Origin of the sequence: Streptomyces sp. NBC_01525 (genome assembly GCF_045040405.1) — a bacterium.
In the GTDB taxonomy this organism is placed as follows: Bacteria; Actinomycetota; Actinomycetes; order Streptomycetales; family Streptomycetaceae; genus Streptomyces; species Streptomyces benahoarensis.
The window spans coordinates 3,343,190-3,366,775 of record NZ_CP109397.1; the positions used below are offsets into that span (position 1 = coordinate 3,343,190).

Genomic DNA, 23,586 nt, shown 5'->3' on the forward strand with positions numbered 1-23,586 from the left:
TCCACCATGTGCACCGGGCGACCGTCCGCCGTGGCACGGAGGCGGCGGGCCCGGCGCCCCTGCCGGGCACGGCCGTACGGGGGCGCCGGGCTCGGCCCGTGTTTCACGTGAAACACGGGCCGAGCCGTTTCACGTGAAACCTGGCGCGTCGCGCTTCCCGTTTCACGTGAAACACGGCACGTCCGCGCCCGCGGGGACCGCGCGTAGCCGACGACGGGGATCGGGAGGGTGGCAGCGGTACGTCCGCGCCCGCGGGGACCGCGCTCAGCTCTCCTCGGCGGGAACGGTCCCGAGCCGCCCGGCCTGGAAGTCCTCGAAGGCCTGGGCCAGTTCGGCGTGGGTGTTCATGACGAACGGGCCGTAGTGCCTCATCGGCTCCCGGATCGGCTCCCCGCCCAGCAGCACGACCTCGAAGTTCGGGCTGCGGGACTCCTGGCTCTCGTCCGCCCGGATGGTGAGCGAGTCACCGGAGCCGAAGACCACCGCCTGCCCGGTCCGGAACGGACGGCCTTCCGCGCCCGCCGTGCCGCGCCCGGCGAGCCCGTACGCGAGGGCGTTGAAGTCGGCCCGCCACGGCAGGGTCACCTCCGCGCCCGGGTTGACCGAGAGGTGGAGCATGGTGATCGGCGTGTGCGTGATGCCGGGGCCCTTGTTGCCGTCGAGGTCACCGGCGATCAGCCGCAGCAGCGCGCCGCCGTCGGCGGAGGTGAGCAGCTTGACCCGGCCGCCGTCGATGTCCTGGTAGCGCGGCGCCATCATCTTGTCGCGCTTGGGGAGGTTCACCCACAGCTGGAGGCCGTGGAAGAGCCCGCCGGACATGACGAGCGACTCCGGCGGCGCCTCGATGTGCAACAGCCCCGACCCGGCGGTCATCCACTGGGTGTCGCCACCGTTGATGACCCCGCCGCCGCCGTGCGAGTCGCGGTGCACGAACGTGCCGTCGATCAGATAGGTGACGGTCTCGAAGCCACGGTGCGGGTGCCAGGGCGTGCCCTTGGGCTCCCCGGGCGCGTACTCCACCTCGCCCATCTGATCCATCATGATGAACGGGTCGAGGTGCTTGTAGTCGATCCCGGCGAACGCCCGGCGCACCGGGAAGCCCTCGCCCTCGAAACCGCTCGGCGCGGTCGCGACGGCCAGCACGGGGCGGGGACGCGCCTCGGCGGATGCCGCCACACGCGGCAGGGTCAACAGATTCTCAACGGTCACTGCGGGCATGACGGCCTCCTCGGTCGTTCGGATGTCAACTTAGTTGAATACTGAACAACCCGCAAGGCTCACGGCATTCCCCACCGCATCACCGCAGGCCGGCGCGGAATTTTCCGGCACCACGGCACACCGAAGGGCCGACCCGCGGCGTGCGGGCCGGCCCTTCGGTCCGGTCAGGGGAGGCGGGTCAGCCGTACATCCGGCGCATCGCGAAGTCGACCATCTGCTCCACGGCCTTCGCATCGAAGACCATCCGGTGATCGCCCTCCATGTCGAGGACGAAGCCGTACCCGGTGGGCAGCAGATCGAGCACCTCGGCGCCGGTGATGACGAAGTACTTGGACTCCTTGCCCGCGTACCGCCGCAGCTCCTTGAGCGAGGTGAACATCGGGATCACCGGCTGCTGGGTGTTGTGCAGCGCCAGGAAGCCGGGGTTGTCGCCGCGCGGGCAGTAGATCTTCGAGGTGGAGAAGATCCCCTGGAAGTCCTCGGCGGACATCGAGCCGGTGGTGAAGGCGCGCACCGCGTCCGCGAGCGAGGGCGGGGACGGCTCCGGATACAGCGGCTGCTCGCCGTAGCCCCCGGAGGGAGGTTGCTGCGGCGGGGGCGGCGCACCGTACTGCTGCCCCGCACCCGCGTTCTGGTCGTAGCCGTACATGCGGCACAGCGTACTGAGTCGGGAGGGGACGCTCGTCACAGATGGCCGGATAGGGGTTGCTTCTTATTACCGATGGGTAGCATCATCGGAGCTACCTGCTGGTAATTGCGTGACGGGGCCCTCGCGCCACACAAGACCTCGCGACGAGGCGCCACGCGCCACTCTCTTGCTGAACTGATACGGAGCCGTACCCATGGGGCACTACAAGTCGAATCTCCGCGACATCGAGTTCAACCTCTTCGAGGTGCTCGGCCGTGACAGCGTCTACGGCACCGGTCCGTTCGCGGAGATGGATGTCGACACCGCCAAGAGCGTGCTGTCGGAGATCGCCCGGCTCTCGGAGAACGAGCTGGCCGACTCCTTCGCCGACGCCGACCGCAACCCGCCGGTCTTCGACCCGGAGACCAACACCGCGCCGGTCCCGGACACCTTCAAGAAGAGCTACCAGGCGTACATGGACGCCGAGTGGTGGCGGTTGGGCATCCCGGAGGAGATCGGCGGCACCACCGCGCCGCGCTCGCTGCTGTGGGCCTTCGCCGAGACGATCCTGGGCGCCAACCCGGCGGTCTGGATGTACGCCTCCGGCCCCGCCTTCGCGGGTGTGCTCCACGACGAGGGCACCGAGGAGCAGCACCGCATCGCGCAGCTGATGGTGGACAAGCAGTGGGGCTCCACCATGGTGCTGACCGAGCCGGACGCCGGTTCGGACGTCGGCGCCGGGCGCACCAAGGCCCTCCAGCAGGAGGACGGCACCTGGCACATCGAGGGCGTGAAGCGCTTCATCACCTCCGGTGAGCACGACATGTCCGAGAACATCGTGCACTTCGTCCTCGCCCGCCCCGAGGGTGCCGGTCCGGGCACCAAGGGTCTGTCGCTCTTCATCGTCCCGAAGTACGACTTCGACTGGGAGACCGGCGAGCTGGGCGAGCGCAACGGCGCCTACGCCACCAACGTCGAGCACAAGATGGGCCTCAAGGCGTCCAACACCTGCGAGATGACGTTCGGCGCCAACCACCCGGCCAAGGGCTGGCTGCTCGGCGAGAAGCACGACGGCATCCGCCAGATGTTCAAGATCATCGAGTTCGCGCGGATGATGGTCGGCACGAAGGCCATCGCCACCCTCTCCACCGGCTACCTCAACGCGCTGGAGTACGCCAAGGAGCGCGTGCAGGGCCCGGACCTCGCGGCCTTCACCGACAAGGCCGCCCCGCGCGTCACCATCACCCACCACCCCGACGTGCGCCGCTCCCTGATGACGCAGAAGGCGTACGCCGAGGGCATGCGTGCCCTGGTGCTCTACACCGCGACCGTCCAGGACGAGATCCTCGTCAAGGAGGCCGCGGGCGAGGACGCGAGCGCCGCCACCCGCCTCAACGACCTGCTCCTGCCGATCGTCAAGGGCTACGGCTCGGAGAAGTCCTACGAGCAGCTGGCGCAGTCGCTGCAGACCTTCGGCGGCTCCGGGTACCTCCAGGAGTACCCGATCGAGCAGTACATCCGGGACGCCAAGATCGACACCCTCTACGAGGGCACCACCGCCATCCAGGGCCAGGACTTCTTCTTCCGGAAGATCGTCCGCGACCAGGGCCAGGCGCTGACCGTGCTCTCCCACGAGATCAAGGAGTTCCTGGGCCAGGAGACCGGCGGCGAGGAGCTGGCCGCCGCCCGCGGCGAACTGGCCAAGGCCGCCGCCGACCTGGAGGCGATCGTCGGCGCCATGCTGACCGACCTCGCCGCCACCGAGAAGGACGTCAAGTCCATCTACAAGGTCGGCCTCAACACCACCCGGCTGCTGCTGGCCTCCGGTGACGTCGTCATCGGCTACCTGCTGCTCAAGGGCGCGGCCGTCGCCGCCGGGAAGCTGGACGGCGCCTCCACCAAGGACAAGCCGTTCTACACCGGCAAGATCGCCGCAGCGAAGTTCTTCGCGCACAACGTCCTGCCGGCCGTCTCCGTGCAGCGCTCCCTGGCCGAGGGCATCGACCAGTCCCTGATGGAGCTGGACGAGTCCGCGTTCTGAGCCCGCGGCAGGTCCGGCCGCACCCGGACCCGCCGCCCACCGGCGGTGCCCGCCTCCCCATCCCCCGGGGACGGCAGGCACCGCTGTACACCGCACCTGCGCGCCCCGCGGCGCAACCCCGGCGAACGCCCACATCCTGGCCGGAAGAGGACGGAGAGGTACGCGGTCCGCCTGCATCGGCGCGGGCCACCGGGAGTCCTCCTCCTTATGCTGGAGCCATGACCAACTCCACCCGCTTCGACCGCGGCCACACCGACGACCTGATGTCCTTCCTCGCCGCGAGTCCGTCGCCGTACCACGCGGTGGCGAACGCGGCGGCGCGGCTGGACGAGGCGGGTTTCCGGCAGGTCGCGGAGACCGACGCCTGGGACGGTACGCACGGTGGCAAGTACGTCCTGCGGGGCGGAGCGCTCATCGCCTGGTACGTGCCCGAGGGCGCCGAGCCCGCCACCCCGTTCCGCATCCTGGGCGCGCACACCGACTCCCCCAACCTCCGGGTCAAGCCGCTGCCGGACACCGGCGCGCACGGCTGGCGGCAGATCGCCGTCGAGATCTACGGCGGCGCGCTGCTCAACACCTGGCTCGACCGGGACCTCGGGCTCTCCGGCCGGGTCACGCTGCGGGACGGCAGCCACCGCCTGGTCCACGTCGACCGCGCGCTGCTGCGGGTGCCGCAACTCGCCATCCACCTCGACCGGTCGGTCAACACCGACGGCCTGAAGCTCGACAAGCAGCGCCACATGACGCCGGTCTGGGGCCTGGGCGAGGTCTCCGAGGGAGATCTGATCGCCTTCGTCGAGCAGGAGGCGCAGCTGCCCGCCGGTGAGATCCGCGGCTGGGACCTGATGGTCCACAGCATCGAGCCGCCCGCCTACCTGGGCCGCGACCGCGAACTGCTCGCCGGGCCGCGGATGGACAACCTCCTGTCCGTGCACGCCGCCACCGCCGCCCTGATCACCGCCGCCGGGAGTGGCGAGCTGACCACGATCCCGGTGCTGGCCGCCTTCGACCACGAGGAGAACGGCAGCCAGTCCGACACCGGCGCCGACGGCCCGCTGCTCGGTTCGGTCCTGGAGCGCTCGGTCTTCGCCCGCGGCGGCGCGTACGAGGACCGCGCCCGCGCCTTCGCCGGGACCGTCTGCCTCTCCTCCGACACCGGCCACGCCGTCCACCCCAACTACGGTGAGCGGCACGAGCCCGGGCACCACCCGATGCCCAACGGCGGGCCGATCCTGAAGGTGAACGTCAACCAGCGGTACGCCACGGACGGCGACGGGCGCGCGGTCTTCGCCGCCGCCTGTGAGCGCGCCGAGGTGCCCTGGCAGTCGTTCGTCTCGAACAACGCGATTCCGTGCGGCACCACGATCGGACCGATCACCGCCGCCCGGCACGGCATCACCACCATCGATGTCGGTGTCGCCATCCTCTCCATGCACTCGGCACGTGAGCTGTGCGGCGCCGAGGACCCGTACCTGCTCGCGAACGCCCTGACGGCCTTCCTGGAGGGCTGAGTTGGACTTCTCACTGCTGGGCCCGATCGCCGTCACCACCGGCTCCGGGGAGCTGTCGCTCGGGCCGGCGAAACGGCGCAGTGTGCTGGCGCTGCTGCTGTTGCAGCCCAACACCACCGTCCCCCTGGAACAGTTGATCGACTCGCTCTGGGAGGACGAGCCACCCGAACACGCCCGTACGGTCGTCCAGGGCCATGTCTCGCGGCTGCGCGCGACGCTCGCCCAGGGCGGCGCCGACGCGTACGGCATCGAGCTGACCACCCATGGCTCGGCCTACGTGCTGCGGCTGCCCGAGGAGCTGATCGACGCCCATCGCTTCGGTGAACTCGTCGCGTTGGCCCGGCCCGAGGAGGCACCGGGCGACGCGGTGCCGCTGCTGCGGGAGGCGTTGGGGCTGTGGCGCGGTCCGGCGCTGACCGGCACGGTCACCAGCCCGCCGTTCGCCGCCGCCGCGCATGCGCTGGAGGAGCGGCGGCTGACAGCCGTCGAGGCGCTGGGCCGCGCCCACGGCGCGCTCGGCGCCCACGAACAGGCCGCTGCGGTGCTCTACAACGCGGCCGTCAACCATCCGCTGCGCGAGGGCCTGATCGCCGGTCTGATGCGGGCACTGTTCCGTACGGGCCGTCAGTCCGACGCGCTGGAGTGGTTCCACCGCACCCGTCGGCTGCTCAACGAGGAGCTGGGCGTCGACCCGGGCGAGCGGCTGCGCGGGGCGTACGAGGAGATCCTGCGGGCGGAGGAGGCCCGGCCGACCGCGAAACCGGCCGCTGTTTCACGTGAAACAGGCGCCGGGACGGCCGGTGCACAACCCGGCGCCCGGGTGCCCTCGCAGGGCGGCCCGGCGTCCGGCGGCGCGGACGGTTCCGGGCGGGGCGCCGCGGCGCCGCGGCTGCTGCCCCGGCCTCCGGCCCGTTTCCTGGGACGGGAGCGTCAGCTCGCGGCGCTCACCGCGATCCTGACGGACCGTACGCCGCAGGAGAGTCCGCTCGCGGTGGTTGCCGGTCCGGCCGGGGTCGGCAAGACGGCGTGCGCCGTGCAGTGGGCGCATCAGCACGCCGCGGCGTTCCCGGACGGTCAGCTCTTCGCCGATCTGCGGGGCTTCGGGGAGGGCGACGAGGCGGCGCCCGCCGAGATCCTCCGCGACTTCCTGCTGGCACTCGGCACCCCGCCGGAGCGGGTGCCGACCTCCGCCGAGGCCGCGTCCGCACTGTTCCGGTCGCTGGTGGCGGAGCGGCGGCTGCTGGTCGTCCTCGACAACGCGCGCGGTTCGGCGCAGGTGCGGCCGCTGCTGCCCGGCGGCCCGCACTGCGCCACCATCGTCACCAGCCGCAGCCGCCTCGACGGGCTGGTCGCCACCGACTGGGCCCGGCCCGTCGGCCTGCAGGCGATGGGCTACGAGGAGGGTGCGGCGCTGCTGGGGGCGATGCTCGGCGCCGAGCGGGTCGCCGAGGATCCGGCGGCGGCGCAGGAGCTGGTCGCGCTCTGCGACGGGCTGCCGCTGGCGCTGCGGGCCGCCGCCGCGCAGCTGACGGCCCGGCCGCGGTGGCGGCTGGCCCGGCTGGCCGCGGCGCTGCGCGACGAGCGGCGGCGGCTGGCGCTGCTGTCCGCCGAGGACACCGGCATCGCGGCCGCGCTGCGGATGTCCGTGGCCCGGCTGTCGGCCGACGACGCCCGGCTGCTCAGCGCGCTGGCCACCAACGCCGACGGGCACCTGAACTCGTCGGTGGCGGCGGCCCTCGCCGGGTACGACCAGGAGCGTACTCAGGACGCGCTGGACCGGCTCGCGGAGATGCATCTGGTGGACGAGGAGTCCACCGACGTCTACACGATCAGCACGCTCACCCAGCTGTTCGCGCGCGATGAGCGGGGGGAGGGGGACGGCTCCGGCGCCTGAGCGGGGGGGCGGGGCCTGAGCCCGCGGGGGTCCGGGCGGGGACCGACGGGTGCCCGCCCGGCCGGTGCTCGGTGGTGCCCGCCCGGTGGCCGCTTCACGAGGCTCACGGCCCGGCCCAGACGTCGGCCCCGGCCAGGCGCGTCGGCCCCGGCGAGGCCGCGGCCCGCGCCCCGGCCGCCGCCCCGTCGCGTTAGGCGTCCGTTAGCAACGCGCCAGCGGCGGTCGGCAAGGTGGTGGACAGCTCGAAAGAGGCCATCAGCCACCGCCCACCGGGGGAGACCGCCATGTCACGTATGTCGCAGCCGCAGTCGGCGCAGCGCGCCCGGCGTACCGACGGTGCGGCCGCCGCCTCCCGTACCGGCTCCCGGCGGACCGGAATGCGCCTCGCGGTGGCGGGCCTCGTCGCCGTCGCCGGGTTCGGCCTCACCGCGTGCGGCCAGTCGGAGAACCGGCTCAAGACCAGCGACGGGCGGCCCTTCGACGCGGCGCCGCAGGACCGCCTGGACACCGGCGCACCCGGCAAGAACGGCGGGGTCCACGCGGACGGTGGTCACGCGAGCGGCAACGGCGGCGCGTCCGGCAAGGACACCCCGGCCGGTACGACCGGCAAGGGCGGCTCCGGCGGCGGGCAGACGGACTCCGGCCACGTCGGCAACGCCCCCGCCACGGACGGCTCGACGCCGCCCCCGACGGACGGCACCGGCGAGTCCACCGCCTGCGATCCGGCGAACATCAGCATCGTCGCCACGCCGCTGCCCCAGCGCGCCAACCACCTTCTCCTGGAGGCGAAGAACACCTCCGGCACCACCTGCGACCTGTACTCCTACCCGTTCCTCCAGTTCGACGAGGCGCAGGCGCCGCTCGCCCCGCTGGAGGACAGCCAACCGCAGGCGGTGGTCACCCTCGCCCCCGGCGCCTCCGGCTACGCCAGCGTCATGACCTCGTCCGCCGACGGCAGCGGGACCAACGGCCACCAGCGGACCTCGCTGAGCGTCAGCCTGGCCGACCGCGACGGCCAGGGCGGCGGGGGGTCGGCGCCGGTCGCGCTGCCCGGCGGCTCCACGTACCTCGACGACAGCGCCTGGGTCACGTACTGGCAGTCGGACGCGGCCACGGCCGCCAACTGGTAGGCCACCCCGGGGCATCCGCCCCCCCGAACCAGGGCGCCCGCATCCCCCAGCGGGCGCCCTGTCCCGTTTCCGGGGCCGCCTCCCGCGTACGGGCCACGTCCTCTCCCGCCGTCCCGTCATGTCCCACACGCCCCGCCGCGCGTCCCGTTCCACCCCGCCGCGGCACGCGTTCGCGCAGGTCACCGACGCGGGACAGCGACCGGACGTCCCGTGGGACATACGCAGCCCCGTCCGGCCGCCGTGGCGCCCCACGATGGCTCCGCCGCAGCGGACCGAGCGGCCCGCTCCGACGGGCCGGGCGCCCGCAGCGGCGACGCACACGGCAACGGACGGCACAGAAGGGGAACATCGGATGCGCGGCCAGAGCACCACGGATGCGACGTACGGCTCCACCCTCGCGGGCACCGGCGAGGGCCCGGCGGCGGACAGCGGCACGGCAACGGACACCCGGCGGACCGGACGGCGGATGTTGCGGCGGGTGCTGCCCGCGCTCGCGGCGGCCGGAATCGGCATCACCGGTTTCGCGGGTGCGGCCCACGGCCAGACCGTCTCCGCGCAGGGCCCGGCCGCCGTGCAGGCGGCCGAGGCGTCCTTCCCGACCTGGGGCACCCGCTGGGTGGTGCACGCCTCCGCCGACGCCGGTTCGCCCGCCGTCGGCATGATCAACAAGACCGCCGCGGGGCAGGACCGGATCACCGCCGACTACCAGGTCGACACCGGCCGCAAGGTCTGCGAGGGCGACGCCTGCTCCACGTACATGGCGCATGTGACCGGCCCGGTCGAGGGCTTCCTCAGCGTCGTCGCGGTGGCCATCCCCGAGGACCGGCTGCCGGGCGTGCCGGTCGAGGACGGCCCGGCGCCGCAGGAGCCGAGCGCCTCCCGTGAGGAGATGCTGCGGCGCGCGACGACCTGGCTGACCGCGAACGACGGTGCGCAGGTCCCGTACAGCCAGACCACGAACTGGAAGGACGGCTACCGGCAGGACTGCTCGGGCTATGTGTCGATGACGCTCGGCCTGCCGACGCCGGGGACCAACACCGTCGGGCTGGCGAACGACCGCTCGCTCACCCGCCCGATCTCGCTCGGCGAACTGACCCCCGGTGACCTGCTGATCGACGCGGACGGCACCAGCGACACCCGCCATGTCGTGATCTTCGAGAAGTGGAACAACGACGCGCACAGCTCGTACACCGCGTACGAGCAGCGCGGCGGCCACGGCACCGATCACCGGAGCCTGACGTACGGGCTGAGCGGCGGCTCCGAGTTCAGGCCCTACCGCCCGGTGGCCTTCGGCGACTGAGCCGTCATGCGCGCCCGTACGGGGCGCACGGGCGCGCATGCTGCACGGGGCGGTCAGGTTCCGGTCCGAATCGTGTCACGAGGGGCACTTCCGCCACTGGGGAGCGGGAGTGCCCCTCGCGCGCGTAGGGCCGCTGTGCTGGAATGCTGGGCGTGCCTGGCCACCAGAACCGCGCCGCGAACGTCCGCCGCAAGCCGCTCGCGCCGCTGCCCGCCGAACTCACCGGACCCGTACGGGATTTCGTCACGGCACTCCGGCGTATGCACGGCGAACTGGGCTACAGCCTCAAGAAGATGGAGTCCCGGCTGCCGGCCAGCCGCTCCTCGCTCTCCCGGTATCTGCGGGGCCAGAGCCTGCCGGACGAACGGCTGCTGGTGGAGTGGTGCAAGCTCTCCTTCACCGGGGAGGACCGGCTGCCCGCCCTCATCACCCTGCTGCACGCGGCCTGCGCGGCACAGGAGTCGGCGGGTGGGGCGGAGGAGGCGGAAGGGGCCGCCGTCGCCCGGCCTTCGGACGCATCCCCGGCGCCCGGCGGAGGCGACGTACCGGACGCGCCGGCGCTCGCCGATGCCACGCCCGCCGTCGTCATCCCCGCCCCCGTCGCCCCGCATCCGGGCGGGACCGTGACCGTGCCGGGGCCCCGCGCGGCCCCTCCGGCCCCGGTGGCCGCGTCCGTCGCACCGGCCGTCGTCCGCCCGAGAGGGCCACACTCCCTGCTCATCGGGCTCGGCGCCGCCGTCGCCGTCGCCGCCGCGCTCACCGTCCTCGCGCTCACCGGCACCGGCAGGGACTCCGGCACGGAGGCGGGGAACGGGACGGGGACGGAGCCCAGTGCAGGGACGGGGCCCGGCGCGGGCACCACCGTCAATGTGTTCAACGTCGAGCGCGCCTGCCGCGGCGACCGCAGGCCGGACTGCGCGCTCGCGCTGGCCCGGGACCCGTACGAGTTCTACCGCCGCGCCAACGTCACCGGCCGTGTTTGGCACGACGACCCCCTGCACGCCCGATGCCGGATCGCCGACGGGGTCTCCGTCACCGACGAGGCGGGCGGGCACAGCAGCATCTGGCTGCGCGTCGACCACGGCGACGGCCAGGCGTGGATGCCGGGCATCCGCATCCGTCCCGAACAGCTCCAGAACATCGATCTACCGGTGTGCCACCACTGATCCGGCTCCGTGCCCACCGGCCCTGGCGCGGTGGGCCCGCATCGATATCGTGGCGGTGCCATGACACACACAGCTCGCTGAACGCAGCGAACCACTGGGGGAACCAACCATGACCGCACGCCGCTCCCGTCGCCGTTCCGTCGCCTGCGCGACGCTGGCCGCAGCACTCTGCGGCACGCTCGCGTTGACGGGCTGCACCCACGCGAAGTCCTCGAATTCGCGGAAGCACTCCTCGTCCTCTTCTTCCTCCTCGACCTACAAGAGCAAGAAGAAGGACAAGAAGAAGCACCGGTTCATCGGCGCGGGGGCGGGCGCGGCGGGCGTCGGCGCGGGCGCGGCGGCCCACCGTGCCCGCCCCACGCAGTGCTCGGCGGGGCCCACCAAGCTCAAGGCGACGTCCGAGACCGACCCGTCCGTGCTGGTCCTCACCTACCACAACCCGCTCGGCCGCCCGTGCATCCTGCACGGCGCCCCGCAGGTGGCCGTGAACGACTCGCCGACCCCGCTGGGCTTCCTGGAGGGCGACCCCGGCGACTCGTTCCTCGGCCGCCAGGTCACCGTGCAGGCGCGCTCGGACGCGTACGCGCTGATCCCCACCACCAAGCCCGCCACGAAGGGCACCAAGCCGCTCAACAAGCTGACAGTCACCTTCACGGACAACCGCGGCATGAAGCGGGGCGGCGGGGCGTACCTCTCCTTCTCGCAGTACCAGCCGCGTTACGCCACCCAGCAGGCGAAGGTCGGCAACTGGTACTCCAGCCTCCCCGAGGCACGGATCAAGGCGGGCGTCTCCCGGTGAGCCGCGGCCGGTGACCGTACGGGCTCGCGCCCCGGTCACCGGCCCGCCGTCAGCCCTCCGCGTCCAGCCCCGCGAGCACCAGGCCCAGCCGGGCCCGCCCGCCGTCGGTGACCCGCACCGGCACGCCCCAGTCCTGCTGGTGCACATGGCAGGCCGGGTACTCGATCGCCGGGTCGTCGTCGCAGGACGCGGCCATCGCCGAGACGTGCAGCACGCCCTCGGTGACGCCGTCGGCGAGCGTCAGCTCCCGGGCCAGATCGGTGCCCGCGCCCGCGCCGTCGGCCAGCAGCTCCGGCGGAGTGGCGCTGACCAGCAGCCGGGTCGACGGGCCGTAGCGGGTGTCCAGCTTCTGCCCGGCGGGCGCCTGGAAGACGATGTCGAGGCGGAGCACGCCGGGCGCCACCTCCGTCGCCGCGCGCTGCGTGTGGTGCGCCACCGCCGCGACCCGGACCGCCTCCTCGGGCAGTCGCAGCCGGGTGAGCCGGTGCCGCGCGGACTCCACCACCACGATGTCGCCGTCGACGAGCACCGCGCCGGACGGCTCCCGCAGATCCGTCGCGAGGGTCGTCACCTCACCGCTCTCCGGGTCGAAGCGGCGCAGCGCGTGGTTGTACGTGTCGGCGACGGCCACCGAACCGTCCGGCAGCGCGGTGACGCCCAGCGGATGCTGGAACAGTGCCTGCTCCGCCGCGCCGTCACGGTGCCCGAAGTCGAACAGCCCGGTGCCGACGGCCGTCCGCACCACGTACCCGCCGTCGTCCGCGCGCTCCACCCAGCGCACCGCGCTGGTCTCCGAGTCGGCGATCCACAGCCGGTCGCCACCGGACGCGAGCCCGGACGGCTGCGCGAACCACGCCTCGGCGGCGGGACCGTCCACCAGCCCCTCGTTGGTGGTGCCCGCGACGGCCTCGACGGTGCCGGTCGCCGGGTCGTACGTCCACAGCTGGTGGACACCGGCCATCGCGATCCAGAGGCGCTCCCGCCACCAGGCGAGATCCCACGGCGAGGACAGATCGATCTCACGGGCCGGGCCGGAGACCGGCGAGCCCTGCCACCACTGGCGGCCGGTGCCGGCGACCGTCTCGACCGTGCCGTTCTCCGGGTCGAAGACGCGCAGGGCGTGGTTGACGGTGTCGGCGACGGCGACCGTGCCGTCCGGCAGCAGCGCCAGGCCCTGCGGTTCGTTGAAGGCGTCGGCGCCCAAACCGCGCTCGCCGCTGCCGATCCGGCGGACCACCCGCTCGCCGTCCGGCGCCAGCTCCACGAGCTGATGGCGGGTGGTGTCCGAGACGAGGAGGTTCCCGGACGGCAGCGCCACCGCCTTGCCGGGGAAACGCAGATCGGTGGCGACCGGCTCCGGCGGGGCGTACGGGCCGTCGCCGCGGCGCAGCGTGCCCTTGGCGGTGTGCTCCGCGATCAGTTCCTCGACCAGCGTCGCGAGGGCGTGGGCGTGGCCCTCACCGGCGTGCTGGGCGACGACGTACCCCTCGGGGTCGATGACGACGAGCGTCGGCCAGGCGCGGACCGCGTACTGCTTCCAGGTGGCCAGCTCCGGGTCGTCCAGGACCGGGTGCTCGACGCCGTACCGCTCGACGGCGTCGACGACCGCCTGATGGTCGGCCTCGTGCACGAACTTGGGGGAGTGCACGCCGACGATCACGACGGTGTCGCGGTGCCGTTCCTCCAGCTCCCGCAGCTCGTCGAGGACATGCAGACAGTTCACACAGCAGAAGGTCCAGAAGTCGAGGACGACGATGCGTCCCCGCAGATCGGCGAGGGCCAGATCCTTGTCGCCTGTGTTCAGCCAGCCGCCCTTGCCGATCAGCTCGGGGGCCCTGACGCGCGCACGTGAAGCCATGCCTCCATTCAACGTCACCCACCTGACCACGCATTCCGCCGGGGCGGTGGGGAACACGTCAGCAATGCAGCGATTCTCCGGGGGGCACGCCCCGTCCACCCGCACCTACCTCGTCCACGACCGGATCTTCGGCATCGGCGACGACTACTGGATCGACGACGAACACGGCCACCACGCGTTCCTCGTCGACGGCAAGGCACTGCGGCTGCGGGAGACCTTCGAGCTGAAGGACACCGACGGCCGGGTGCTGATCACCCTGCGCAAGAAGATGCTCAGCCTGCGCGACGCGATGACCATCGAGCGGGACGACCGGCCGCTCGCCACCATCCGCCGCAAGCGCCTGTCGCTGCTGCGCAACCACTACCGCGTGGAGCTGGTCGACGGCACCGAACTCGACGTCAGCGGCAAGATCCTGGACCGCGAGTTCGCCGTCGAGTACGAGGGCGAACTGCTCGCCGAGATCTCCCGGCGCTGGCTGACGCTGCGTGACTCCTACGGCCTCAAGGTCGTCCGCGAGGACGCCGATCCGACGCTGCTGATCGGGGTGGCGGTCTGCGTGATCCGCATGGCGGAGCGGGAGCGGGACGACGACTGACGGCCGGGGAGGCGAGGGGCGGGGACGAGGGCGGGGCACAGTACCACCGCAGGGGCGTGAAGACCTGGCTGCCAGCGGAAAAGTGCCTACGATGGTCACCCGAAAGCACTGCCGGGGTGCCCGTGCGCAGCGTAACTTAACTGCCAGACAGCAGCCCGCGTACGAATCGTCCGAGGGGTCACGTGACCGTCCATCCCAGCCTTCAATCCTCCATCGATGCCTGGACTCACTCCATAGAAGCGATAACCGAGCTGGTGACACCGCTCGCCGAGGGTGAGTGGAGCAGGGCGACGGACCTGCCGGGATGGTCGGTCCGCGATGTGGTGTCGCACATCATCGGCCTGGAGTGCGAGATGCTCGGCGACCCGCGGCCGATCCACTCGCTGCCGCGCGACCTCTACCACGTGCAGAGCGAGTCGGCCCGCCGCATGGAGGTGCAGGTCGACGTCCGCCGTCACCACACCGCCCTGGAGATGGTCTCCGAGCTGGAGTACACCGTCATCCGGCGCTCGCGGCAGCTGCGCAACGAGACCCGGCAGCCGGACGCCCTGGTGCGCAGCCCGTTCGACGAGGACCGCACGCTGGACTTCGTGCTCCAGCTGCGGGCGTTCGACGTGTGGGTGCACGAGCAGGATCTGCGGCGGGCGCTGAGCGCACCGGGCAATCTCGACTCCCCCGGCGCCCAGGTGGCCCGGGACATCCTGGTGAAGACGCTGCCGGGCGTCGTGGCCAAGAGGGCGCAGGCGCCCGCCGGTTCGGCGGTGGTCTTCGATGTCACCGGTCCGCTGGAGTTCATGCGGACGGTCCGGGTGGACGCCGAGGGCCACGGCACCGTCGACGGCAGCGTGTCGCTCGGGCCGACCGTGACCTTCGCGCTGGACTGGGACGTCTTCGCCCGGCTGGCCTGCGGCCGGTCCCGTCCGCAGGCGGTGGCGGACCAGGTCAAGATCGACGGTGACCAGAAGCTGGCCGCGGCGATCCTGGAGCACTTCGCCGTCACGCCGTAGGTCCGTTCGGCGGGCCCGGCGCGGCGGTGTTTCACGTGAAACGCGCGCCGCCGGCCCGCGGCCAACCGGCCGTCTCCGTACGGACGTTACGGAGCTGACGGACGGCGGGACCCGGACCGGCGGCGTGGCGCCCCGGACGTCAGGCGGGGACGTGGACCGCCTCGACACGGCTGACGGCCTGTCGCTCCCGCTCACGGTGCACCGCGCGGCGGCGCAGCCGCAGGATCTGCGAGAAACCGAGCGCCTCCAGCACGAAGACCGAGGAGAACGCGACGCTGTAGTCGTCGCCGGTCGTGTCCAGCAGCACCCCGACAGCCAGCAGCGTCGACATCGAGGCCATGAAGCCGCCCATGTTGACGATGCCGGAGGCGGTGCCCTGGCGCTCCGGCGGGTTGGCCGGACGGGCGAAGTCGAAGCCGATCATCGAGGCGGGACCGCAGGCCCCGAGCACCAGGCAGAGCACCACGAGCAGCGCCATCGGCGCGTGCGGGCCGGGCCAGAAGAGGGTGGTGGCCCACAGCGCGGCGGTGACGCCGACGGTGCCGAGCGCCAGCGGCAGCCGGGCCGCATGGTGGCGGGCGATGATCTGTCCGTAGACCAGGCCGACCGCCATGTTGGCGAGGACGATCAGGGTCAGCAGAGTGCCCGCGGTGGCCCGGGACAGACCCTGCGCCTCGACGAGGAACGGCAGCCCCCACAGCAGCAGGAAGAACATCGCGGGGAACTGTGTGGTGAAGTGGATCCACATGCCCAGACGGGTGCCGGGCTCGCGCCAGGCGTCCGCGATCTGCCGCCGGATGAAGGCGGCGCCGGTGTGCGTGGCGGGCGCGGGCGCCGGGGCGAAGCCCTCCGGGTGGTCCTTGAGGAAGAGCAGCAGCAGGACGAGGACGACGACGCCACCCGCCGCGCTCCCGGCGAAGGTCGCCGTCCAGCCCAGGGAGTGCAGCAGCCGGGCGAGCACCAGTGTGGAGATGAGGTTGCCCGCCATGCCGACGAGCGCGGCGAGCTGCGCGACCAGCGGCCCGCGCCGGGCCGGGAACCAGCGGGCCCCCAACCGCAGCACGCTGATGAAGGTCATCGCGTCACCGCAGCCGAGCATCGCCCGCGAGCCGAGCGCCATGGCGTACGACTCGGAGAACGCGAAGCCGAACTGGCCGATGGTGTAGAGGACGACGCCGATGGCCAGCACCTTCTTGGCGCCGAGCCGGTCCACGAGCAGGCCGACGGGTATCTGCATGCCCGCGTAGACCAGCAGTTGGAGGATCGAGAAGGTCGACAGCGCGGAGGCGTTGATGTGGAAGCGGTCGGCGGCGTCCAGACCGGCGACGCCGAGGCTGGTGCGGTAGGTGACGGCGACGAAGTAGACGGCGACGCCGGTGCCCCAGACGGCCACGGCACGGGCGCCGCCGGGTGGGTCGCCGGGCAGGGACCGCGCCGCGGTGGTGCCGGAACCGCTCATCGGGCGTCTCCCTGCGCGAGGTTGCGCACCCAGCTGACGTGGCGGTGCACGGCGGCGGTGGCCGCCTCGGCGTCACCGGTGCGCAGCGCTTCGAGGATCTCGGCGTGCTCGGTGACGTTCTTGGCGATGCGGTCCGGGTGGGCGTGCATCACCGCGACGCCCATGCGCAGCTGACGGTCGCGCAGCTGCTCGTAGAGGCGGTCGAGGATCTGGTTGCCGGTGTTGCGCACCAGGGCCGCGTGGAAGCAGCGGTCGGCGACGGAGACCGCCGCCAGGTCGCCCGCCGCGGATCGCTCCCGCATGGTCCGCAGATGCTCGGCCAGCTCGTCGAGCAGCGCCTCGGACGCCGGGACGGCCTTGGCCGCGGCGTACTCCTCCACCAGCAGCCGGGTCTCGACGACATCGGCGATCTCCTGCGCGGAGACCGGCAGCACCAGCGCGCCCTTCTTCGGGTAGAGCTTGATCAGCCCCTCGACCTCCAGGCGGAGCAGCGCCTCGCGCACCGGCGTCCGCGACACCCCGACCGCCTCGGCCAGCTCGCCCTCGGTGAGCAGCATGCCGCCCTCGTAACGGCGCTGGAGCACGGCGTCCTTGACGTGGGTGTAGACGCGCTCGGCGGCGGGTGGCTGCTTGGCGTGCGGGGTCCCGGCGGACTGCCGGCCGGGAGCGGCGGGTGCGGAGGCAGATGGCATGCACACAGGATAGATACAACATGTATGCGTGCGTCGGCGGCTTCCAGGATCCGGACAGGGGCGGCCCGGGGCACGGGGCCGGAACCGAAGGCCGGGCCGGGCCCGAAGGCGCAGGTCAGAGCCGCGCGCCGGGCCCCGCCCCCGGCCCGTCAGCCCTCCATTAGCCCCTGAGCCACCAACCGGTCGACGACCTGGCCGTGGGCCGGGGCGCAGCGCTCGCGTGCCTCCGCGCGGCCGAACCAGGCGTACTCGGCGATCTCCCGGCCGGGGCGCGGCGCGATGTCCTGGGGGCCGCCCGTGAAGCAGGTCATGTGCAGCCGGCGGCCGCTCTGCCCGTGGGCCACGTCATGGATGACGAACGCCTCGGTCAGCTCCGCCGCCGGAACCGTCAGGCCCAACTCCTCCGCCAGCTCGCGCGACAGCGCCTCCGGCGCGGTCTCCCCGTCCTCGTGCTTGCCGCCGGGTAGGTAGAACGTGTCGTTGCCGCGCGTCCGCACGCTGAGCAGCCGCCCCTCGCGCACATGCAGCCAGGACACCGACCGCAGCGGCGCGACGCGGTCCAGGGCGATCAGGGTCTCGCCCGTCTCCTCCTCGGCCCGGCGGGAGCGCTCGGTGAAGCCGAGGTGGTCGTAGAAGCGGCGGGCGCGGTCGTTGCGCTCGTAGACCTCCAGGGTCAGCGCGCCGTGCAGCGACGCGGCGTGTTCGAGCAGCGCCCGGCCGGTGCCGCGTCCCTGTGCCTCGGGGTCGACGAACAGCCCGCCGACCTCCGCGCCCATGAGCCCCAGCAGCCCGACGACGGTGCCGTCCCGCTCGGCGACCCAGTTGTCCGCCTGGACGAGATACACCTCCCGGAGCTTGCGGGCCCGCTCGCCGCCGCCCTCCCCGGGGAGGAAGGGGTGTGTCTGGCGGACGGCGCGGGACCACAGGCCGACGACGACGTCCTCGTCGGTTCCCCGGTAGCGCCGGATGATCAAGTCGCTGCTACTCATGGCACCGAAGCTAAACACCGCCTTGGCCTGCGGCAAGTCCTTTCCGGCCCGGTCCGCACGGCCCCGCGCACCGGGCCCGCGCCCGCCGTGGCAGGTGGCCGCCCCGGGCCCGCCCGAACCGGTCGGCGCACCGCTCTCCGGGGTGCCCGTCCCCCGCCGGTCCGCCCGAAGTGCGGTACCGGCTCCCTCTCAAGTCGTAGCCGAATCCGTACCTGACGCGTACGGGCGGGCCGGAAATCCATGGGTGAATGGAGGCACCACGCCGGGAAGGTTCCGGCACCTGAGGGGGAGAAGCCATGCAGACCAGGACGAACACCGCCCGCCGCGCCCGGACCACCGCCGTGGTCGTGCTGATCGCCGCCGCCGTCTGGGCCGGCACCACGGTGGTCCGCAACGCCTCGCACGCGGACACCTCCGCGCCGACCGGCCCGGTCGCCCACCTCCGGAACGTCGTCGACCTCATCCGCAGCTGATACGCGCCGCCGGACGACCGACGCGTCACGGCACACCCAGCACAACGGCCGACCGCCGCGGATGCGAGGGTCGGCCGCTCTCCGTGCGCTACCGGGTCAGCCCCAGGTGATCAGCCGCTTCGGCTTCTCCAAGACGCCCGCGATGTCGGCGAGGAGCTTCGAGCCCAGCTCGCCGTCGATCAGCCGGTGGTCGAACGAGAGCGCCAGCGTGGTGACCTGACGGGGCTTCACCTTGCCCTTGTGGACCCACGGCTGGAGCTTGACCGCGCCGAAGGCGAGGATCGCCGACTCCCCCGGGTTGAGGATCGGCGTACCGGTGTCGACGCCGAAGACGCCGACGTTGGTGATCGTGACGGTCCCGCCGGACATGGCCGCCGGTGAGGTCTTGCCCTCGCGGGCGGTCGCCACCAGCTCGCCCAGCGCCTCGGCGAGCTGCGGCAGCGTCTTGCCGCCCGCGTCCTTGATGTTCGGCACGATCAGCCCGCGCGGGGTGGCCGCAGCGATCCCGAGGTTCACCTCGTGCTTCTGCACGATCTCCTGGTTCGCCTCGTCCCAGGACGCGTTGACCTCCGGGTGCCGCTTGAGGGCGACCAGGAACGCCTTCGCGACGAACAGCAGCGGGTTGACGCGCAGCCCCGCCATGTCCGGGTCCTGCTTCAGCTCTTGGACGAGCTTCATCGTGCGGGTCACATCGACGGTGATGAACTCCGTGACGTGCGGCGCGGTGAAGGCCGAGGCGACCATCGCCTGCGCGGTGGCCTTGCGGACACCCTTGACCGGGATCCGGGTCTCCCCGGCCGACGGCACGGCGACCGCCTCCGGCAGGGCGGTCGGCACCGTCACCGTTTCACGTGAAACAGGCGCCGCGGCGGCCGCGGCGGCGTGCACGTCCTCGCGGGTGACGACCCCGTCGGCGCCGGTCGGCACCACGGTGGCCAGGTCGATGCCGAGGTCCTTGGCGAGCTTGCGCACCGGCGGCTTGGCCAGCGGCCGGGGCGCGCCGGGAGCGGCCGGTGCGGGCACGGCGGGCGCGGGGGTGGCCGGAGCAGGGACGACGGCCGGTGCGGGCACCGCGGCCCGCCCGTTCAGCTCCGCCTGGAGCCCCGCGGTCACCGGCTGCGCCGCGGGCCGGGCCTGCGCCTTGCGCGGCCGCCGCTTCGTCGACGCCGGGGCGGCGCCGTAGCCGACGAGCACCGCCTGGCGGCCCTGCGGCTCCTCGGCCTCGGCGGGCTCCGGCTCGGCGACCGGAGCGGCCTCGGCCGACGGCACGGGACCGGCGCCCGGATCGGTGTCCACGGAGATGATGACGGTGCCGACGTCGACGGTGGTGCCCTCGTCGAAGTTGAGCGTATGCACCACCCCGTCGTAGGGGATGGGCAGTTCGACCGCGGCTTTGGCGGTCTCGACCTCGCAGACGACCTGACCGTCGGTGACGGTGTCACCGGGCCGGACGTACCACTTGAGGATCTCGGCCTCGGTGAGGCCCTCGCCCACGTCGGGCATCTTGAACTCGCGGAAACGCTGCGCCGAGGCGGCGGTTGCAGTCATGGTCACGGCTCTCCTCTCCCCCTCAGTACGCCAGCGCGCGGTCGACGGCGTCCAGCACCCGGTCCAGGCCGGGCAGGTACTCGTCCTCCAGCCGGGACGGCGGGTACGGCGCGTGGAAACCGCCGACCCGCAGCACCGGAGCCTCCAGATGGTAGAAACAGCGCTCGGTGATCCGGGCGGCGATCTCGGCGCCCATGCCGAGGAAGACCGGCGCCTCGTGCACCAGGACCAGACGGCCGGTCCGCTCGACCGACGCCTGGACGGTGTCGAAGTCGATGGGGGAGAGCGACCGCAGGTCGACAACCTCGATCGACTTGCCCTCCTCCGCCGCGACATTGGCGACGTCCTGGCAGACCTTCACCATCGGGCCGTAAGCGGCGAGCGTGAGGTCCGAGCCGCTGCGGGCGATCCGGGCGGTGTGCAACGGGTCCGGGATCGCCTCGGTGTCCAGACGCGACTTGTCGTGGTAGCGGCGCTTGGGCTCGAAGTAGATGACCGGGTCGTCCCCGGCGATGGCCTGCTGGAGCATCCAGTAGGCGTCCGAGGCGTTCGACGGCGTCACGCACTTCAGGCCCGCGACGTGCGCGAACAGCGCCTCCGGGGACTCCGAGTGGTGCTCGACCGCGCCGATGCCGCCCGCGTACGGGATGCGGATGACGACGGGCACCTTGACCTTGCCCAGCGCCCGGGCGTGCATCTTCGCGAGCTGGGTGACGATCTGGTCGTAGGCGGGGAAGACGAACCCGTCGAACTGGATCTCCACGACCGGGCGGTAGCCGCGCAGCGCCAGGCCGATCGCGGTGCCGACGATGCCGGACTCGGCGAGCGGGGTGTCGATCACCCGGTCCTCGCCGAAGTCCTTCTGCAGCCCGTCGGTGACGCGGAAGACGCCGCCGAGCTTGCCGACGTCCTCACCCATCACGAGGACCTTGGGGTCGGCCTCCATGGAGGCGCGCAGCGACGCGTTGATCGCCTTGGCGATGGTGATCTTCTCGTGGACGGCCATGGTCAGTTCTCCTCCGCGGCAACATCGGCGTCGGCGAACGACGCCTGGTACGCGGCGAACTGCGCGCGCTCCTCGTCGACGAGCGCATGCCCGTCCGCATAGACGTTCTCGAAGATCGCCATGGTGTCGGGGTCGGGCATCGCCCGGACGACGTCCCGCACCCGCTTGCCCAGCGCCTCGCTCTCCTCCTCGACGGCGGCGAGGTAGGCGTCGTCGACGAACCCCTCTGCCTCCAGATACCGGCGCAGCCGCAGGATCGGGTCCTTCGCCTCCCAGGCGCGGGTCTCCTCGTCGGAGCGGTACTTCGTCGGGTCGTCGGAAGTGGTGTGCGCGCCCATCCGGTAGGTGAACGCCTCGACCAGCATCGGGCCCTGGCCGGTGCGTGCCCGCTCCAGCGCCGCCCGGGTCACGGCCAGACAGGCCAGCACGTCGTTGCCGTCGACGCGGACGCCGGGGAATCCGAAGCCGCGGGCGCGCTGATAGAGCGGAACGCGGGTCTGCCGTTCCGTCGGCTCGGAAATCGCCCACTGATTGTTCTGGCAGAAGAAGACCACCGGGGCGTTGTAGACCGCGGAGAAGGTGAACGACTCGGCGACATCTCCCTGACTGGAGGCGCCGTCACCGAAATAGGCGAGCACCGCGGAATCCGCGCCGTCCTTCTGCACCCCCATCGCGTATCCGGTCGCGTGCAGCGTCTGCGAACCGATGACGATGGTGTAGAGGTGGAAGTTGTTGCTGTTCGGGTCCCAGCCGCCGTGATTCACGCCGCGGAACATGCCCAGCAGATTCGTCGGATCGACCCCGCGGCACCAGGCGACGCCGTGCTCGCGGTAGGTCGGGAAGACGTAGTCGTCATCGCGCAGGGCCCGTCCGGAGCCGATCTGGGCCGCCTCCTGGCCGAGCAGCGAGGCCCACAGGCCCAATTCGCCCTGGCGCTGCAGCGTGGTGGCCTCGGCGTCGAACTTCCGCGTCAGCACCATGTCGCGGTAGAGACCGCGCAGTTCCTCGGGCGACAGGTCGATCGCGTACTCCGGGTGCTCGACCCGCTTCCCCTCGGGGGTCAGCAGTTGTACGAGCTCGTCCTGCTCCGCCGGGCGCGTGGCCTTGCTCTTGGCCGGTGACGCCTTTTTGGCGGTGGTGCGCTTGCTGCCGCTGCGGGTGTTTTTCCGCTGGGCAGTGCCTTCCACGGTCACGTGCTGCTCCTCCGTCTGTCCGGCCCCCGGGGTCCGCCGGTGGCCGTATTGCGGCTCACCCGGTATCCGATACGGCGCACGGGGTGGGTGCGAACGCGGCCGGATCCGGGTGGAACAAAGCGTCCCGGAAGGTGGCCTGCTCATCGCACGTTACCCATTGTCAAAGCCTAAGCGGAAACGGCGCTGACCTGCGATTTTGCTTGGATTTCCAAGTAAATCGCGAAAGCTGGGAACAAGTCCTGGTCACAGCGTTGCAGGCCGCCGGGACACCGGCACGTTATATCGGCGACCTGGAGCACGGGAAGGGGCGGTGTGTGAGACTGGGGCCGTGCACGAGGATGGAAAAATCACGGTATTCCTGCTCGATGATCATGAAGTGGTGCGGCGCGGCGTCCACGAAATGCTGGCAGGTGAACCGGACATCGAGGTCATCGGCGAGGCCGGCACCGCCGCAGACGCCCTGGTCAGGATCCCGGCCACCCGACCGGACGTTGCGGTGCTCGATGTCCGGCTACCGGACGGCAGCGGCGTCGAGGTCTGCCGCGAGATCCGTTCGCAGAACGACGAGATCAACTGCCTGATGCTGACGTCGTTCGCGGACGACGAGGCCCTTTTCGACGCGATCATGGCCGGTGCGGCCGGTTATGTCCTCAAGGCCATCCGGGGCAACGAACTCCTCGCCGCCGTACGCGATGTCGCCGCCGGGAAATCCCTCCTCGACCCGGTGGCCACCGCGCGGGTCCTGGAGCGGCTGCGGGGCGGCGGCACCAAGGACGACGACAAGCTGGCCTCCCTCACCGACCAGGAGCGCCGGATCCTCGACCTGATCGGCGAGGGCCTGACCAACCGCGCCATCGGCGAACGCCTCCACCTCGCCGAGAAGACCATCAAGAACTACGTCTCCAGCCTGCTGTCCAAGCTCGGTATGGAGCGCCGCTCCCAGGCCGCCGCGTATGTCGCCCGGCGCCAGGCCGAACGCCGCTGACGGCCCCGGCCGCACGGGCCCGGCGGGACCAACGTCCCGGCGAGCTGAGGGCCGCTGCCCCTGTCGGCGGCGGCCCGCCCGGCGGCAGGCTGGG

At 72.1% G+C, this 23,586-nt stretch carries 20 protein-coding genes; 11 read left to right on the forward strand and 9 right to left on the reverse strand.

Going from position 1 to position 23,586, the window contains the following annotated elements:
- Nucleotides 1-264 precede the first annotated feature (264 nt).
- Together OG422_RS14950 and OG422_RS14955 are read right to left on the reverse strand one after the other, a co-directional pair.
- Complete coding sequence (locus OG422_RS14950; RefSeq protein ID WP_405743297.1) at nt 265-1,218, reverse strand: pirin family protein; 954 nt, start codon at nt 1,216-1,218, stop codon at nt 265-267.
- 178 nt (nt 1,219-1,396) lie between these two features.
- A complete protein-coding gene (locus OG422_RS14955; protein ID WP_143943394.1) occupies nt 1,397-1,867 on the reverse strand; it encodes an SseB family protein in 471 nt (156 codons plus the stop codon).
- Nucleotides 1,868-2,060: 193 nt separating this feature from the next.
- Here OG422_RS14955 and OG422_RS14960 point away from each other — a divergent pair, with 193 nt between their 5' ends.
- The 7 genes from OG422_RS14960 to OG422_RS14990 all read left to right on the forward strand — a co-directional run bounded on the left by OG422_RS14960 (nt 2,061) and on the right by OG422_RS14990 (nt 11,687).
- Nucleotides 2,061-3,887 (forward strand): acyl-CoA dehydrogenase, encoded by a 1,827-nt coding sequence (locus tag OG422_RS14960; protein ID WP_143943393.1) that lies wholly within the window; start codon nt 2,061-2,063, stop codon nt 3,885-3,887.
- A 218-nt stretch (nt 3,888-4,105) separates the two neighbouring features.
- Nucleotides 4,106-5,398 carry a M18 family aminopeptidase gene (locus OG422_RS14965; protein WP_143943392.1) on the forward strand — a complete coding sequence of 431 codons (1,293 nt, stop codon included), beginning with the start codon at nt 4,106-4,108 and terminating at the stop codon, nt 5,396-5,398.
- Between the two features lies 1 nt (nt 5,399).
- Nucleotides 5,400-7,292, forward strand: a complete 1,893-nt coding sequence (locus OG422_RS14970) for a BTAD domain-containing putative transcriptional regulator (RefSeq protein WP_405743298.1) — start codon at nt 5,400-5,402, stop codon at nt 7,290-7,292.
- Between the two features lie 293 nt (nt 7,293-7,585).
- Nucleotides 7,586-8,422 (forward strand): DUF4232 domain-containing protein, encoded by an 837-nt coding sequence (locus OG422_RS14975; RefSeq protein ID WP_405743299.1) that lies wholly within the window; start codon nt 7,586-7,588, stop codon nt 8,420-8,422.
- A gap of 352 nt (nt 8,423-8,774) precedes the next feature.
- On the forward strand, nt 8,775-9,722 hold the full coding sequence (locus OG422_RS14980; protein ID WP_405743300.1) for a hypothetical protein: 948 nt from the start codon (nt 8,775-8,777) through the stop codon (nt 9,720-9,722).
- 143 nt (nt 9,723-9,865) lie between these two features.
- Nucleotides 9,866-10,888, forward strand: a complete 1,023-nt coding sequence (locus tag OG422_RS14985; RefSeq protein ID WP_405743301.1) for a helix-turn-helix domain-containing protein — start codon at nt 9,866-9,868, stop codon at nt 10,886-10,888.
- Between the two features lie 109 nt (nt 10,889-10,997).
- The gene (locus tag OG422_RS14990) at nt 10,998-11,687 is read left to right on the forward strand and encodes a hypothetical protein (RefSeq protein ID WP_143943881.1); all 690 of its coding nucleotides are present in this window, start codon (nt 10,998-11,000) and stop codon (nt 11,685-11,687) included.
- Nucleotides 11,688-11,736: 49 nt separating this feature from the next.
- Here the strand turns inward: OG422_RS14990 and OG422_RS14995 are convergent, their stop codons facing one another.
- Nucleotides 11,737-13,545 carry an NHL domain-containing thioredoxin family protein gene (locus tag OG422_RS14995; RefSeq protein WP_405743302.1) on the reverse strand — a complete coding sequence of 603 codons (1,809 nt, stop codon included), beginning with the start codon at nt 13,543-13,545 and terminating at the stop codon, nt 11,737-11,739.
- A gap of 64 nt (nt 13,546-13,609) precedes the next feature.
- Here OG422_RS14995 and OG422_RS15000 point away from each other — a divergent pair, with 64 nt between their 5' ends.
- The gene (locus OG422_RS15000) at nt 13,610-14,140 is read left to right on the forward strand and encodes an LURP-one-related/scramblase family protein (RefSeq protein WP_405743303.1); all 531 of its coding nucleotides are present in this window, start codon (nt 13,610-13,612) and stop codon (nt 14,138-14,140) included.
- Between the two features lie 182 nt (nt 14,141-14,322).
- Nucleotides 14,323-15,147: a maleylpyruvate isomerase family mycothiol-dependent enzyme gene (locus OG422_RS15005; RefSeq protein WP_143942306.1), complete on the forward strand. Its 825-nt coding sequence runs from the start codon at nt 14,323-14,325 to the stop codon at nt 15,145-15,147.
- 139 nt (nt 15,148-15,286) lie between these two features.
- On the opposite strand, the gene OG422_RS15010 is transcribed toward OG422_RS15005, so the two are convergent.
- The 3 genes from OG422_RS15010 to OG422_RS15020 form a co-directional block, all read right to left on the reverse strand.
- Nucleotides 15,287-16,606, reverse strand: coding sequence for a nitrate/nitrite transporter (locus OG422_RS15010; RefSeq protein WP_405743305.1), 1,320 nt, complete (start codon nt 16,604-16,606; stop codon nt 15,287-15,289).
- A complete protein-coding gene (locus tag OG422_RS15015; protein ID WP_143942304.1) occupies nt 16,603-17,298 on the reverse strand; it encodes a GntR family transcriptional regulator in 696 nt (231 codons plus the stop codon). Before OG422_RS15015 ends, OG422_RS15010 begins: the two co-directional genes overlap by 4 nt.
- Before the next feature lie 149 nt (nt 17,299-17,447).
- Nucleotides 17,448-18,287, reverse strand: coding sequence for a GNAT family N-acetyltransferase (locus OG422_RS15020; RefSeq protein ID WP_405743306.1), 840 nt, complete (start codon nt 18,285-18,287; stop codon nt 17,448-17,450).
- A gap of 296 nt (nt 18,288-18,583) precedes the next feature.
- Between OG422_RS15020 and OG422_RS15025 the strand changes: the two genes are divergently transcribed.
- Nucleotides 18,584-18,760, forward strand: a complete 177-nt coding sequence (locus tag OG422_RS15025) for a hypothetical protein (protein ID WP_185993923.1) — start codon at nt 18,584-18,586, stop codon at nt 18,758-18,760.
- Nucleotides 18,761-18,856: 96 nt separating this feature from the next.
- Here the strand turns inward: OG422_RS15025 and OG422_RS15030 are convergent, their stop codons facing one another.
- From OG422_RS15030 to pdhA, 3 genes are read right to left on the reverse strand one after another with little or no spacing between them, the layout of a single operon-like run.
- Nucleotides 18,857-20,308 carry a dihydrolipoamide acetyltransferase family protein gene (locus OG422_RS15030; protein ID WP_405743307.1) on the reverse strand — a complete coding sequence of 484 codons (1,452 nt, stop codon included), beginning with the start codon at nt 20,306-20,308 and terminating at the stop codon, nt 18,857-18,859.
- A gap of 22 nt (nt 20,309-20,330) precedes the next feature.
- Nucleotides 20,331-21,314 (reverse strand): alpha-ketoacid dehydrogenase subunit beta, encoded by a 984-nt coding sequence (locus tag OG422_RS15035; RefSeq protein WP_143942302.1) that lies wholly within the window; start codon nt 21,312-21,314, stop codon nt 20,331-20,333.
- 2 nt (nt 21,315-21,316) lie between these two features.
- A complete protein-coding gene (gene pdhA, locus OG422_RS15040) occupies nt 21,317-22,507 on the reverse strand; it encodes a pyruvate dehydrogenase (acetyl-transferring) E1 component subunit alpha (protein ID WP_405743309.1) in 1,191 nt (396 codons plus the stop codon).
- Between the two features lie 328 nt (nt 22,508-22,835).
- Here pdhA and OG422_RS15045 point away from each other — a divergent pair, with 328 nt between their 5' ends.
- Nucleotides 22,836-23,492, forward strand: coding sequence for a response regulator (locus OG422_RS15045; protein WP_405743311.1), 657 nt, complete (start codon nt 22,836-22,838; stop codon nt 23,490-23,492).
- The last annotated feature ends 94 nt before the right edge of the window (nt 23,493-23,586 follow it).